Source organism: Pseudomonas marincola, assembly GCF_900682675.2.
In the GTDB taxonomy this organism is placed as follows: Bacteria; Pseudomonadota; Gammaproteobacteria; order Pseudomonadales; family Pseudomonadaceae; genus Aquipseudomonas; species Aquipseudomonas marincola.
The window spans coordinates 2,639,699-2,653,277 of sequence record NZ_LR215729.2 but is presented as its reverse complement, the minus strand read 5'-3'; the positions used below and the strand labels follow the sequence as shown (position 1 = coordinate 2,653,277).

General features: G+C 57.3%; 12 protein-coding genes. 6 read left to right on the top strand and 6 right to left on the bottom strand.

The features are described from left to right. Nucleotides 1-273: 273 nt before the first annotated feature. A complete protein-coding gene (locus PMYSY11_RS12270) occupies nucleotides 274-588 on the bottom strand; it encodes a transcriptional regulator (protein WP_069900142.1) in 315 nt (104 codons plus the stop codon). 203 nt (nucleotides 589-791) lie between these two features. On the opposite strand from PMYSY11_RS12270, the gene PMYSY11_RS12265 reads away from it, so the two are divergent. Then, the gene (locus PMYSY11_RS12265; protein WP_069900143.1) at nucleotides 792-1,184 is read left to right on the top strand and encodes a hypothetical protein; all 393 of its coding nucleotides are present in this window, start codon (nucleotides 792-794) and stop codon (nucleotides 1,182-1,184) included. Between the two features lie 45 nt (nucleotides 1,185-1,229). On the opposite strand, the gene alaC is transcribed toward PMYSY11_RS12265, so the two are convergent. The 4 genes from alaC to acnB form a co-directional block, all read right to left on the bottom strand. Continuing rightward, the gene (gene alaC, locus PMYSY11_RS12260; RefSeq protein ID WP_150549341.1) at nucleotides 1,230-2,468 is read right to left on the bottom strand and encodes an alanine transaminase; all 1,239 of its coding nucleotides are present in this window, start codon (nucleotides 2,466-2,468) and stop codon (nucleotides 1,230-1,232) included. 313 nt (nucleotides 2,469-2,781) lie between these two features. Continuing rightward, entirely contained in the window at nucleotides 2,782-3,360 is a 579-nt protein-coding gene (locus PMYSY11_RS12255) for an ANTAR domain-containing response regulator (RefSeq protein WP_090512226.1), read from the bottom strand. Between the two features lie 18 nt (nucleotides 3,361-3,378). Beyond that, a complete protein-coding gene (locus PMYSY11_RS12250; RefSeq protein ID WP_150549340.1) occupies nucleotides 3,379-4,584 on the bottom strand; it encodes a CmpA/NrtA family ABC transporter substrate-binding protein in 1,206 nt (401 codons plus the stop codon). Nucleotides 4,585-4,806: 222 nt separating this feature from the next. Then, entirely contained in the window at nucleotides 4,807-7,416 is a 2,610-nt protein-coding gene (acnB, locus tag PMYSY11_RS12245; RefSeq protein ID WP_150549716.1) for a bifunctional aconitate hydratase 2/2-methylisocitrate dehydratase, read from the bottom strand. A gap of 595 nt (nucleotides 7,417-8,011) precedes the next feature. Between acnB and PMYSY11_RS12240 the strand changes: the two genes are divergently transcribed. Beyond that, nucleotides 8,012-8,488, top strand: a complete 477-nt coding sequence (locus PMYSY11_RS12240) for a DUF1289 domain-containing protein (protein ID WP_069900373.1) — start codon at nucleotides 8,012-8,014, stop codon at nucleotides 8,486-8,488. A 27-nt stretch (nucleotides 8,489-8,515) separates the two neighbouring features. Here the strand turns inward: PMYSY11_RS12240 and PMYSY11_RS12235 are convergent, their stop codons facing one another. Continuing rightward, a complete protein-coding gene (locus PMYSY11_RS12235) occupies nucleotides 8,516-9,379 on the bottom strand; it encodes a universal stress protein (protein WP_090512217.1) in 864 nt (287 codons plus the stop codon). 253 nt (nucleotides 9,380-9,632) lie between these two features. Between PMYSY11_RS12235 and PMYSY11_RS12230 the strand changes: the two genes are divergently transcribed. From PMYSY11_RS12230 to PMYSY11_RS12215, 4 genes are all read left to right on the top strand, one after another. After that, the gene (locus tag PMYSY11_RS12230; RefSeq protein WP_069900149.1) at nucleotides 9,633-10,238 is read left to right on the top strand and encodes a MiaE family protein; all 606 of its coding nucleotides are present in this window, start codon (nucleotides 9,633-9,635) and stop codon (nucleotides 10,236-10,238) included. 114 nt (nucleotides 10,239-10,352) lie between these two features. After that, complete coding sequence (locus tag PMYSY11_RS12225; RefSeq protein WP_090512214.1) at nucleotides 10,353-10,826, top strand: MarR family winged helix-turn-helix transcriptional regulator; 474 nt, start codon at nucleotides 10,353-10,355, stop codon at nucleotides 10,824-10,826. Then, on the top strand, nucleotides 10,823-12,292 hold the full coding sequence (locus PMYSY11_RS12220) for an efflux transporter outer membrane subunit (protein ID WP_150549339.1): 1,470 nt from the start codon (nucleotides 10,823-10,825) through the stop codon (nucleotides 12,290-12,292). The genes PMYSY11_RS12225 and PMYSY11_RS12220 overlap by 4 nt, the downstream gene beginning before the upstream one ends. A 15-nt stretch (nucleotides 12,293-12,307) precedes the next feature. Beyond that, nucleotides 12,308-13,504, top strand: a complete 1,197-nt coding sequence (locus PMYSY11_RS12215; protein WP_069900152.1) for an HlyD/EmrA/EmrK family protein — start codon at nucleotides 12,308-12,310, stop codon at nucleotides 13,502-13,504. The last annotated feature ends 75 nt before the right edge of the window (nucleotides 13,505-13,579 follow it).

Sequence of the window (13,579 nt, the reverse complement as noted above, 5' to 3'; positions counted from 1 at the left end):
GTTAGGCATAACGCAGTGCGCGATATTGTACGTGGCTTTGAGGGGATGTCGGCAGTGCATTAAGCCGCAGTTAGACTGATTGAGGGATATTGAGCATTTAAAGTGAATGCTTAGAGTAGGGTTGAAATCGCTTCTATATCAGATAGATAAGAGAGTTATCTAATCTTGTTGTTAGTTTGATAGGGCCCGCTCTGGCGATTGCACGGCAGCGCATTGGTGCCATGCAATTGCGCTCCAGCGCGCGAGTATAGAGCTTGAGCCCTTATCGGCGACTCAGTTTGCCGGGCACATGCGCGGCTCTTCGACGAAGTCCTTGAGCCAACGCAGTACTTCTACCGCATCCCAGCGAGTGGGGTCGAACATGGCATAGGCCAGCCCTTGATAACCCACCACATCCAACGGCTTGTGATACCCCCCGCGTTGCAGCAGCGCCTCTATTTCTGCAAAGCAGGTGTTGAAGTGAACCCGGTTGAATGGGGTTTTGCCTTCGGTAACGATCCCCTCAAGGTGCAATTCATCGACTGTCGCACGGATTTTATCGAGGCTCATCCGGTTTACTAAGGACTTGAGTTGCATTACATCCTGCATGATTTTGCTCCGGTCGGCGCTGAAAGAAGAACCACCTGCCTGGCTGCGGGTGTGTCAGTTCGAGGATCAAAGGATAATGCAAAAGCACTGTACAAATAAACAGTATTGAGCTTTAGTATCTCCACGCTGGCGGCAAATGCTCTCACTCAAGCAGCAATGTCGCCCCATCCAGATGTTCGGAACAAGGTGGAGGTACACGAGCAATGCAACAAATACTTATGACAATTTTGCTGTCGGCCTTACTGATGGGCTGCGCGCAGCCGCAGGTTGAAGGCCCGAAGGCCAACGGTAATTACCTGGTGATCGATAACGACGAGGCGTGGGCCGTACTGGTCGCCGACGGTGTGCGAGTTGAGGAACACGGCACGGTCATTGGCGCCATTCATCTCGACAGTCCGGTAACGGCCGTAGCAGCCAGCTATGTGATCGACACCCCCAATTGCGGACGTGTGCAGTGGCTGACGGAACGCGAAGATGCAGCAGACGGGGCAACCAGCCTGATGTCGTTGCACTACAACAAGCAGTTGGCTGATTCGTCGTGTGTGATTGGTGAGGGCTTGAGCCGGGTATGGACCGTGCTGGATTACTCAAGCTGAAACCCTGCTGGCGGCTAGTGGCCAGCAGGGCAATGCGCTGGTGCTTCAGTCGTCCGAAGCTTTACGCGGCTTGGTGGCGGGGGCCTGGATTAATCCATCGGCGCGGAACATGTTTTTGATACCGCGCAGGGCCTGACGGATTCGGTCCTGATTCTCGATCAGGGCAAAGCGCACATGGTCATCGCCATAGTCGCCAAAGCCGATCCCGGGCGATACGCACACCTTGGCTTCGGCCAGCAGTTTCTTGGCAAATTCCAGCGAGCCCAGGGCTGCATACGGCTGCGGTATCTTGGCCCAGACGTACATCGAGGCTTTGGGGTTCTCGACCATCCAGCCCATTTCGTGCAGGCCTTTGACCATAAGGTTGCGGCGCTGGCGATATTGTTCGGCGATATCACGCACACATTGTTGATCACCCTCAAGGGCTGCAATCGCAGCAACTTGCAGCGGGGTGAAGGTGCCGTAGTCGTGATAACTCTTGATGCGCGCCAGTGCATTCACCAGCTCTTTGTTGCCGACCATGAAACCGATGCGCCAGCCTGCCATGTTGTAGCTTTTCGACAGGGTGAAGAACTCAACCGCGACATCCTTGGCGCCAGGCACTTGCAAGATCGATGGCGCTTTCCAGCCGTCATAAACGATATCGGCATAGGCCAGATCATGCACCACCAGCACATCGTACTGCTTGGCCAGCGCAACTACGCGCTCAAAGAAGTCCAGTTCCACGCACTGCGCCGTGGGGTTAGACGGGAAGCCCAGAATCATCATCTTCGGTTTCGGGATCGATTCGCGAATGGCGCGTTCAAGCTCGGCAAAAAAATCGACGCCTGGCACCAGCGGTACAGAGCGTACCTGCGCGCCTGCCAATACCGCGCCGTAGATATGGATCGGGTAGCTGGGATTTGGCACCAGTACCGTGTCGCCATGGTCCAGGGTGGCGAGCATCAAATGCGCCAGACCTTCTTTGGAGCCGATGGTGACGATGGCCTCATCTTCCGGGTCGATATCCACTTGATAGCGATCCGCGTACCAGCGCGAAATAGCCCGGCGCAGGCGTGGAATACCGCGTGAAGTGGAGTACCCGTGGGTGTCTTCGCGTTGAGCAACTGTGCAGAGTTTTTCAACAATGTGCGGCGGCGTCGGGCCGTCGGGATTGCCCATGCTGAAATCAATGATGTCTTCGCCACGGCGACGAGCAGCCATTTTCAGTTCGGCAGTAATGTTGAAAACGTAAGGGGGGAGACGATCGATGCGCGCAAAGCGGCGCTTAGCTTGCTCAGCCATTGGAACCTCGAAGTACGTAAGCGCCCGGAACCGTCCGAGCGACGCTGGCCGCTGCGGCGGCCTGGATGCAAAGATATGCGAGCCTGAGCGGCTTGTCTAGCGCGGGGCATGCAGAGGCATTAGCTTCAGGCCAGTGTTGCTCCTCAGGCTAAAAGCCGGCTGGCCTTGCCACACAGTCGAGCCGACTCAGAGCTGGCCGGACGTTTTCGCTGCTGCGCAAACGGTTGCCCGAACGCTGACAGCGCCGCGTGACTGTGTATTGCAACGCAGCAGTCACTATTTTGCCGGTACAGTTTATGGTCGATAACAGCCGCTAACTGCCGAGCAGGTCGTTCATCGCGATGATCTGCTCAGCCACTTGAATCAGTTTTTGCTGACGGCTCATGGCCTGGCGGCGCATCAGGGTATAGGCCGCTTCTTCATCGCAACTCTTCATCTTCATGAGCAGGCCTTTGGCCAGTTCGATTCGCTTGCGTTCGGCCAGTTGAGCGTCGCGGGCGTGCAGCTGCGCACGTAGCGCCTGATCACTCTCGAAGCGCGCCATTGCCACATCAAGAATCGGTTGCAGACGCTGGGCATGAATGCCTTCGACAATATAAGCACTCACGCCAGACTGAATCGCCTGACGCATAACCGCCGGGTTGTGTTCATCGGTGAACATCACAATTGGACGTGGCTGGTCGCGGCTGACCAAGACCACTTGCTCCATCACATCCCGCCCCGGTGAGTCGCTGTCAATTAGCACCACGTCAGGTCTTACCGCTTCGACGCGGGCGGGCAGGTCGATGGTCAGCCCGGACTCTTCGATTACCTCAAAACCGGCTTCGATCAGCGCGGCTTTGAGGCGTCCGACTTTTTTCGGGGTGTCGTCTATCAGTAGAACGCGCATCATGTTTCGGTCTCCTGCCTGTTAGTTGGCAATGCCTGAGCGAGTGCTCAAGGCGTGCAGATCGAAACTTTTGGCGTAGCGCTCGGGATCGAGGCCGTCCCAGCACTTGCCGTCCATCAGGGTGCTGCTGCGCATAGGCGCTGGAATCTTGATGTCCAGCGCCGTGGCGGCCTGACGATACAGTTCCAGCTGATGTATCTGCTGCGCAACTGCCAGGTAGTCGGGGGCTTCACGCAACAAACCCCAGCGGCGGAACTGGCTCATGAACCACATGCCATCTGATAAGTACGGCATGTTGACCGCGCCGCCCGCGTGAAAATGCAGCGGATGCGGGTCAGCCCAAGCGTTGCCGAGGCCGTCTTGATAATGCCCGAGAAAGCGCGGCTCGACACTCGACAGCGGCGCATTGAGGTATTCGCTGCTGCTGATCAGCTTGGCAGTGCTGCGTTTGTTTTCCGGGTTTTCATCAATGAAACGACTGGCTTCGAGCACGCTCATGGTCAGTGCGCGTGCCGTATTGGGGTACAGCTCGACGAATTCGCGGGTAACCCCCAACACTTTTTCCGGGTGATCGGCCCAGATGCTTTGGCTGGTAGCCACGGTAAAACCCTGATTCTGATCGACCGCCAGTGCGCCCCATGGCCCGCCAGCGCAAAAACCATCAATGCGCTGCGCTTGCAGATGCTCGACCATTTGCGCTGGCGGCACTACTACGGTGCGTACATCTTCAAGTGGATGGATGCCATTGCTGGCCAGCCAGTAGTAGAGCCACATGGCGTGTGTGCCAGTTGGGAAGGTCTGGGCGAAAGTCAGTTTTGCACCGTCATGATGCACGTGCTGGTGCAGTGCCTCGCCATTGGTCACGCCGGCCTGCATCAGTTGCGCCGACAGGTTGATGGCCTGACCGTTCTGATTGAGGCCCATGAGAATGGCCATGTCTGTGGCAGGGCCGCCAATACCCAGATGCGTGCCATAGATTTGCCCGTACAGCACTTGAGCTGCATCGAGTTCGGAACTGAGCAACTTGTCGCGCAGCGTGGCCCAGGACGCCTGACGCTGCAGGTTCAAGGTCAACCCGTAGGGCTGGGCAAAGCCTTGTGTTGCCGCCACTATCAGCGATGCTGAATCTGTGAGGGCCATAAACCCCAGGTTGAGTACGCTTTTTTCGGGTGCGTCTGAGCCGTTAACCCAATCAAGTACATCACTGCGACGAGTGCTATCGCTCATTGCCCGTTCCTTTCGCAACACAAAAAAGCGTCGTATCCGTGACTGCTTAAAGCAGAACAGAAACGACGCCATTGTCAGACCATGCGCTCCACCTTTGCAGCGCATGCCTCGATATAAGCAAGCCATGTGCCACTGAGCGGTTACGCCTGTGTTCGGGCTTGTTTCAGGCATAAAAAAACCCCGCACGAGGCGGGGCTTTTTCAGACGCTAAGCGCGTGCAGCTTAAGCTTGAACAACCGGGATATTGGCGTTCGCAGCGGCTTCACGGAACTCGGCAATCTGGTCGAAGCTCAGGTAGCGGTAAACGTCGGCAGCCATGCTGTCGATGTCTTTCGCGTAGCCCATGTACTCTTCAACCGTCGGCAGTTTGCCGGTGATTGCAGCAACCGCTGCCAGTTCGGCAGAGGCCAGGTACACGTTGGCGCCATCGCCCAGACGGTTCGGGAAGTTACGGGTAGAAGTCGACACCACAGTGGAGTTGGCTTCAACACGTGCCTGGTTACCCATGCACAGCGAGCAACCCGGCATTTCCATGCGCGCACCGGCTTTGCCGAAGATGCCGTAGTAGCCTTCTTCAGTCAGTTGGTGAGCGTCCATCTTGGTCGGCGGCGACAGCCACAGACGAGTCGGGATACCGCCAGTGACTTTTTGCAGCAGCTTACCGGCAGCGCGGAAGTGACCGATGTTGGTCATGCACGAACCGATGAACACTTCGTCGATCTTCTCGCCCTGAACGCTCGACAGCAGACGTGCATCGTCCGGGTCGTTAGGTGCGCACAGCACTGGCTCTTTCAAGTCAGCCAGGTCGATTTCGATCACTTCAGCGTATTCGGCGTCGGCATCAGCACTCATCAGCTTCGGTTCAGCCAACCAGGCTTCCATCGCTTGAGCGCGACGTTCCATGGTGCGCGCATCGCCGTAGCCTTCGCTGATCATCCAGCGCAGCAGGGTGATGTTCGACTGCAGGTATTCGCCAATGGCTTTTTCCGGAATTTTGATCGTGCAACCGGCTGCAGAGCGCTCTGCAGAGGCGTCAGACAGTTCGAACGCTTGTTCAACGGTCAGCTCGTCAAGACCTTCGATCTCGAGAATGCGGCCGGAGAAGGCGTTGATCTTGCCTTTCTTCTCAACAGTCAGCAGGCCTTTCTGGATGGCGTAGTAAGGGATTGCATGGACCAGGTCACGCAGAGTGATACCAGGCTGCATTTTACCCTTGAAGCGAACCAGAATGGATTCCGGCATATCCAGTGGCATAACGCCAGTGGCTGCTGCGAACGCAACCAGACCCGAACCTGCTGGGAACGAGATACCCATTGGGAAACGGGTGTGCGAGTCACCACCAGTACCAACGGTATCCGGCAGCAGCATGCGGTTCAGCCAGCTGTGGATGATGCCATCGCCAGGACGCAGCGAGACGCCACCGCGGGTGCGGATGAAGTCTGGCAGGGTGTGGTGAGTGGTCACGTCGATCGGCTTAGGATAAGCCGCAGTGTGGCAGAACGACTGCATAACCAGGTCAGCAGAGAAACCCAGGCAAGCCAGGTCTTTCAGCTCGTCGCGGGTCATCGGGCCAGTGGTGTCCTGGGAGCCAACGGTGGTCATCTTCGGTTCGCAGTAAGTGCCAGGGCGAACGCCTTGACCTTCCGGCAGACCGCAGGCCTTGCCGACCATCTTCTGCGCCAGGGTGAAACCCTTGGTGCTGGATGCAGGCGGCTGAGGCAGCTTGAACAGATCAGTAGGGCCCATGCCCAGTTCAGCACGTGCTTTCTCGGTCAGACCGCGACCAATGATCAGCGGGATACGGCCGCCAGCGCGTACTTCGTCGAGCAGAACCGGAGTCTTCATTTCGAAGGTAGCCAGGACTTCGTCAGTACCGTGCTTGCAAACTTTGCCAGCGTGCGGGTACAGGTCGATCACGTCGCCCATGTGCATGTTCGACACGTCGAATTCGATCGGCAGAGCGCCAGCATCTTCCATGGTGTTGTAGAAGATTGGAGCGATCTTGGAGCCGAAGCAGAAACCGCCAGCGCGCTTGTTAGGCACGTAAGGGATGTCGTCGCCGAAGAACCACAGCACCGAGTTGGTGGCTGATTTACGCGAAGAACCGGTACCTACAACGTCACCCACGTAAGCGATAGGGAAGCCTTCGCCGCGCATGGCTTCGATTTGCTTCATCGGGCCGGTAACGCCTTGCTCGTCCGGCACGATGCCGTCGCGAGCCATTTTCAGCATGGCCAGCGCGTGCAGCGGGATATCCGGGCGCGACCAGGCATCCGGGGCAGGGGACAGGTCGTCGGTGTTGGTTTCGCCGGTCACCTTGAATACGCGCAGGCTGATCTTGTCTTCCAGCGTTGGGCGGTTCTTGAACCACTCGCCATCAGCCCAGGACTGCAGAACAGCTTTGGCGTTGGCATTGCCAGCCTTGGCTTTTTCAGCAACGTCGTGGAAGGCGTCGAACATCAGCAGGGTGTGCTTCAGTTGCTCGGCGGCAACTGCGCCAAGCTCGGCGTCATCCAGCAGTTCAACCATAGTGGCGATGTTGTAACCGCCTTGCATGGTGCCCAGCAGCTCAACAGCGCGTTGCTTGTTGATCAGCGGGGAGGTCACTTCGCCTTTGGCGATAGCAGAGAGGAAGCCAGCCTTGACATAGGCTGCTTCGTCAACGCCTGGCGGTACGCGATTGGTGATCAGGTCGACGAGGAATTCTTCTTCGCCAGCGGGCGGGTTCTTCAGCAGCTCAATCAGGCCTGCGGTTTGTTCGGCGTTCAGCGGCTGGGGCACGATACCCTGAGCGGCACGCTCTGCTACATGTTTGCGATAGGCTTCAAGCACAGTTATTACCCTCATCAGTTGTCCCAAAGGGTTGTCCGGGACGCTTATCAAGAAAACACTGAACCAAGCGCTTCGCGGCTTTATGGGCCACTTAGCCTTGATTTCAGGGCTTTCTTCCAGAAGCTGTTTTCAAAGTTTTACGCCGGCAGGACGAGGGGCGATGAGGGTTGGCGCGGCTCCTGAATTGCGTATCAGGAGTCGGCGCCAACATCGTGCCTGCTGGATCAACTGTGCTCGTGACGCTTTGAAAACAGCTTCAATCGGACTTTAGCGCCTATTAAGAGGCCGGGAGATTCTACTGGAATCCTTTCATAAAGTTAAGCCAAAGCACTCAGGCCGAAAGATTGAAAAGTCAAGACTGGTGGGTCAGAGCTGGGTGCCTCTGACTGTTCACGGGACTCCAAGGTCAGAAAACGTGGCGTTTTGAGCCCGTATTCATCGCACTGTCAGGTTGCGTTTAGGCGCAAGTATTTATTGTGCGCGGCATATAGCCGGCCCCGATCGGCGCTGTGGGATTGCGGGTCTGTTGTGAGTGAAGTGCGCAGGACAAACAGATAATATGTCCGTCTGTTTAGTCGGTACCGAAAGCTTTGCTATGCCCAATCAGCTCATCAAAACGCCATGTGTCGGTCTCTGTTCAACAGTTTACGGAGATCTGGTTTGCCGTGGCTGTAAGCGTTTCCACCATGAGGTGATTAGCTGGAATGCTTACACCGAAGAGCAGAAACAAGCGGTGTGGCAGCGATTAGAAGTGCTGCTGGTGCAGGTGATGCAGGCCAAACTTGAGGTGTTCGATGCTGACCTGCTGCTCAAGCAGTTGCAGCAGCGCAAGATTCGCTACGTGGCGCACCAGTCGCCGTATTGCTGGGCCTATCAGTTAATTGCACGGGGCGCGCGGGTGATCAACCAGCTTGAAGCCTACGGCATGGTGTTGTTACCTGAATTCAGGGACAGTCCCTTGCCGGTACTGCGCGATGCCATTGATCGTGAGTTTTTCCTGCTCTCTGAGGCGCATTACGAGCGCTACATCGCGCCGAAATTCCTCCAGGCTGGCCTGGAGAATCCGCTTTAGGGCGAACTCTCCAGTAGCTCCTGCCAGCTACGCCTTGGCTGCCAGTTCTTCCAGATGCGCGCTGATGTCATCCGGTTTCATCACTAATACGTCACTTTCCAGTGAGTCGAGAATCACCTCGGCGGTATTGCCGATCAGCGCGCCCGAGAGACCCGTGCGTGCAACCGAGCCGATCACCGTGACCGCAGCGCCGAGTTGGTGGGCGATGTTGGGGATCAATGAGTCGGCGGGGCCTTCGACTACATGCAGGCGGTCGTCGCTGATGTCGTACTCCTCCTGAAATTCCCTGCATTGAGCGCGGTAGCTGGCCTCGATGGTTTCGGTGAGCTGGTAGGTTGGGTCAGCAGCCGAGAGCATGGGCGTCGGGTGTGCGGTGACGACATGTAAAGTCGCCTTGGCCAGACCGGCGATGTCATAGCCATGGCTAATAATGCTGGCGTGTAGCACGCGGTGCTCGGTGTCCTCGTTGCCCACATCCACCGCGGCCAGGACGGTGCCAGCGGCCCAGGGCTTCTCGGTTTTAACCATCAGCACCGGGCATGGGCAGTAGCGCAGCAACTTCCAGTCTTCCGGGGTGATCAGGGCTTTTTTCAGCGGGTTGTCCGGCAGGTGCTGTTTGATGACCAAACCGCAGCCTTCGGCCTGCTGGACGCGAATGATGGTTTTATGCGGATTGTCATGCCAGGCCTGGTGGCTGCTGGCAGTGAAACCTTCGCGGTCGAGTTCGCTGCACAGCTGCTCAAGCATGGCGGCGTGTTCATGCTTCTTGTCGCATACCAGCAAATGCAAGTGCGACTGGGTGACGCCTGCAATTAATCTGGCGCGTTTCAAGGCCAGGCTCGGCGTGATGCCCGGGTCCAGAACTACCAAAATGCTGCGGATGGCTTGCATGACCGACTCCCTGATTTAACCCTGTGGATGCTGCTGTATATAGATAATAGATGGCGCAAGCCGGGTGTGTTGTTGATTGATATCAACGGTATGACTGGTCGTTGCGCTTAGCATTCGTATAATGCGCGCTGGATGCCGTCAGGCCTGCTGACTATTGATTGGTCGCAGGTCGATCGCCGCGCGTATCGCGGTGCGGCGCGCAAAGGCAAGGCTGAGAATTTATCTGCATCATCTAAGGTTGGGACGTGGCGGAATGTTGACTGAAATACATGCTTTTTTAGGTTGTGCCACGCCGCAGGCCTGGATCGATGCTGCACTGAGCCAGCAAGACCTGATGCTGATTGATCATAAGAACTGCGAGTTCAAGGCGGCATCGACGGCCCTGAGCCTGATTGCAAAGTACAACCAGCACGTTGATCTGGTCACCTATATGTCGCGTCTGGCGCGCGAAGAGCTGGTGCACCACGAGCAGGTTCTGCGCATCATGAAACGCCGCAAAATTGCACCTCAGCCGCTGAATGCCGGGCGGTATGCGTCTGGTTTACGTCGGGTTGTGCGCTCCCACGAACCGGTCAAACTGGTCGACACACTGGTTGTCGGTGCGTTTATCGAGGCGCGTAGCTGCGAGCGTTTCGCGGCGGTATACCCACATCTTGATGAAGAATTGAGCAAGTTCTACTTCGGTTTGCTCAAGTCCGAGGCGCGTCATTACGAGAACTATCTGCGCTTTGCCTACCACTTTGGCGAGGCCGATGATGTCGACAAGGCCATCGTGCGGGTGAGGGAAGTCGAGCGCGAACTGATCGAAACGCCAGACCCCGAGTTCCGCTTTCACAGCGGCATTCCTGCCAGCGCTTGAGCGCGTCCTCTTAAAAAATTGATTCTTTGTTACAAACGGAATTAATTTTTGACAATAGCTGCCTAGGCAGTTAAATTGCGCCCACTAACTGCCTAGGCAGCTATTGGGTGTCTAATGAAAAAATCTATCACGCAAAACTTTAAGTACGCCTCCATCGGCCTGTTGGTGGCGCGCGCTGCATTGCTCAAAGATCGCCTGCTCGATAAGCATCTGGCGGAGCTGGATGTAACGGCGGCGCAATTCAAGGTGCTGATCATCATCGCGCAGTATGAGCTCGATACGCCGGCAGACTTGTGCCGCTATCTGGCTTTGGACAGCGGTTCGATGACGCGCATGCTCGACCGTCTGGAACAAAAGAAACTGCTCGTGCGCAAGCGTTGCGCAACTGACCGGCGCCAGGTGCGACTTGCCCTGACTGCCAGCGGGCTTGAGCTGGCTGCGCACTTGCCCGAAGTCGGCGCGGCGGCCATGGGCGAATTCGTCGGCGTGCTTGAACCTGAAGAAGTTCAGGCGCTTGAAGCAAGCCTGACGAAGATCTTGCTCGCGGTTGACGATCCCATTGTTGCGTTACACATAGGTGCAAAATGAGCACACAGTTTCCTGCCTTGCGCATTGCAGGCGTACTGCTGGCCATGAGCCTGGCCGGTTGCGCCAATTACTCCGGTTTGTTGCCCGAGGGCTTGGGGCTAGACTCCAATAACCTCAAGAGCAATGAGTCGCTCAAGGATGTGAAGGTTTCGCCCGCTGCATGGCCTGCGACGGATTGGTGGAAGAGCCTCGGTGATCCCCAACTCGACAGCCTGATCAGCGAAGCGCTGGTCAACAGCCCGGATATGCAAATCGCCAGTGCTCGTGCGCATCAGGCAACGGCTGTAGTGGCTGCCGCAGATGCCAATCGCTTGCCGACTGTCGATGCCAGTGCGGGTGTTTCGCGCTCGCGCTTATCGCGCATAGAAGACCCGCTAGGCGAGGGCGGTCGCTACAGCACCTTGCGCACCCTGGGCGCAGAATTTAATTACACCTTCGATCTGTGGGGCGGCCAGCGTGATAGCTGGGAAGCTGCACTGGGCCAGGCACGCGCGGCCGAAGTGGATCAGCGCGCTGCGGGTTTGACCGTGTCAGCGGATGTCGCCCGGGCGTATAACAATCTGGCTCAGGCCTATGTGTTGTACGACCTTGCTGAAGAAGATGTTAAACGCACTAGCCAAATGCTCCAGTTGAGCCAGAGCCGTTTGCAGTCTGGCATAGACAGTCATTACCAATACCAGCAAACCGAGAGCCTGGCGGCCAGCTCGCAAGAGCAGTTGCAGGATGCCGGCAAGCGTTTGCAGAGCGCCAAAGTGGCGCTGTCGATTCTGCTTGGCAAAGGCCCGGATCGCGGCAACCAACTGAGCCGGCCGCAAGTGCTGCAAGCTGCAGCAGTGGCGGTGCCGGCCACCTTGCCGGCTGAGCTGCTGGGGCGTCGCCCGGACCTGATCGCTGCGCGCTGGAGGGTCGAGGCAGCCAGCAAAGGCATCGATGCCAGCAAGACGCGTTTCTACCCGAACCTGAATCTGAATATGGGCGCGGGGGTGCAGTCGCTGTTGGGCGATGCCATGTTCGGCTCTCCCAGCCGTTTCTTCGATATTGCCCCCACGGTGACTCTGCCGATTTTTGACGGAGGACGCCTGCGCGCCGATCTCGATGCGCGTGACGCCGATTACGACTTGGCCGTGGCGCAATACAACAAGTTGCTGGTCGGCGCGTTGGGCGATGTCACCGATACGCTCAATCAACTGCGCTCGATCAAGCAGCAGATTGTCACCCAGCAACATGCCGCGGACATCGCCAAGGAATCGTACGACACCGTGGTACAGCGCTACGCCTCGGGCATTGGCAACTACCTCGACGTGCTCAGTATTGAGCAGCAATTGCTCCAGGCACAACGTCAGTTGGCCAGTCTGAACGCCGAGCATATCGACCTTTCCATCGAGTTGATGCAAGCACTGGGTGGCGGCTTCAATGTCGGCAACAACGTGCCTAACGTCCCTGTATCTGCCGCACGCAGCGAATAAATCAAGGTAATCAACATGGCTACTGAAGCGACAAATTCAAACGAGCAAGCACAGGATGCGAGCAACTCGCGCAAGCGCAAAACAGGCTTGCTGGTGGTCCTGTTTCTGGTGATCGCCGGCGCACTCGGGGTGTGGGCCTGGTACGAGTTCTTCGGACGCTGGAGCGAGGAAACCGACGATGCCTACGTCAACGGCAACGTGGTTGAAATAACTCCGCAAGTGGTCGGCACGGTGATCAGCATTGGCGCTGATGACGGCGATTTGGTGCATGCCGGCCAAACGCTGATTCAGTTTGACCCAAGCGATTCGCACATCGGCCTGCTGAGTGCCGAGGCTAATCTGGGTAAGACTGTGCGCCAGGTGCGCGGCATGTTCAGCAACGTCGATGCCATGAAAGCGCAGGTTCGTGCCCAGCAGGCCACGCTGCAGAAAGCCCGCGACAACTACAACCGCCGTAAAACGCTGGCGGCAACAGGCGCGATCTCGGCTGAAGAGCTGTCCCATGCACGTGATGATCTGGCGTCGGCCGAAAGTGCGCTGGCCAACATCAAGCAGCAGTTGAGCAGCAGCAAGGCGTTGATTGATGACACCACTGTTGCTTCGCATCCCGACGTCATGGCCGCCGCTGCCAATCTGCGTCAGGCCTATCTGAACAATGCGCGCAGCACGCTGGTGGCGCCGGTAACTGGTTACGTGGCCAAGCGCACTGTGCAGCTTGGTCAACGGGTGCAGCCCGGCACGGCCTTAATGGCAGTGATTCCGCTCGATCAGTTGTGGATCGATGCCAACTTCAAGGAAACCCAACTCAGCCAGATGCGCATCGGCCAGACAGTTGATATTGAGTCAGATATCTACGGCAGCGACGTCAAGTACAGCGGCAGTGTCGACAGCCTCGGCGCAGGAACTGGCAGTGCGTTTGCCTTGTTGCCAGCGCAGAACGCCACCGGCAACTGGATCAAGATTGTTCAGCGCGTGCCGGTTCGGATTCATATCAATGCCGAGCAACTGGCCGAGCATCCGTTGCGTGTAGGCCTGTCGACCAAGGTGACGGTCAACCTGCGTGACCAGAGCGGCCCGATGCTGGCGCAGCAAGCGCCTGTGGAGGCCTCGTTCACCACCAATGTGTATGAGCGCCAGATGAGCGAGGCTGATGCCTTGATCGCCCGACTCATCGAGGAAAACAGCGCGCCGCTGAAGTCAGCCAAACGCTGATTCATCCGTAATCGACACGAGCGCCGGGAAGGTCTGGCGCTCGCGCTCTACAGCCTCGACTAGATAGCAAGGATT

Bases quoted from the DNA above. Each gene is read 5' to 3' on its own strand.
- PMYSY11_RS12270 (WP_069900142.1), bottom strand. From the start codon at position 588: ATGCAGGATGTAATGCAACTCAAGTCCTTAGTAAACCGGATGAGCCTC.
- PMYSY11_RS12265 (WP_069900143.1), top strand. From the start codon at position 792: ATGCAACAAATACTTATGACAATTTTGCTGTCGGCCTTACTGATGGGC.
- alaC (WP_150549341.1), bottom strand. From the start codon at position 2,468: ATGGCTGAGCAAGCTAAGCGCCGCTTTGCGCGCATCGATCGTCTCCCC.
- PMYSY11_RS12255 (WP_090512226.1), bottom strand. From the start codon at position 3,360: ATGATGCGCGTTCTACTGATAGACGACACCCCGAAAAAAGTCGGACGC.
- PMYSY11_RS12250 (WP_150549340.1), bottom strand. From the start codon at position 4,584: ATGAGCGATAGCACTCGTCGCAGTGATGTACTTGATTGGGTTAACGGC.
- PMYSY11_RS12240 (WP_069900373.1), top strand. From the start codon at position 8,012: ATGCCCAATCAGCTCATCAAAACGCCATGTGTCGGTCTCTGTTCAACA.
- PMYSY11_RS12235 (WP_090512217.1), bottom strand. From the start codon at position 9,379: ATGCAAGCCATCCGCAGCATTTTGGTAGTTCTGGACCCGGGCATCACG.
- PMYSY11_RS12230 (WP_069900149.1), top strand. From the start codon at position 9,633: ATGTTGACTGAAATACATGCTTTTTTAGGTTGTGCCACGCCGCAGGCC.
- PMYSY11_RS12225 (WP_090512214.1), top strand. From the start codon at position 10,353: ATGAAAAAATCTATCACGCAAAACTTTAAGTACGCCTCCATCGGCCTG.
- PMYSY11_RS12220 (WP_150549339.1), top strand. From the start codon at position 10,823: ATGAGCACACAGTTTCCTGCCTTGCGCATTGCAGGCGTACTGCTGGCC.
- PMYSY11_RS12215 (WP_069900152.1), top strand. From the start codon at position 12,308: ATGGCTACTGAAGCGACAAATTCAAACGAGCAAGCACAGGATGCGAGC.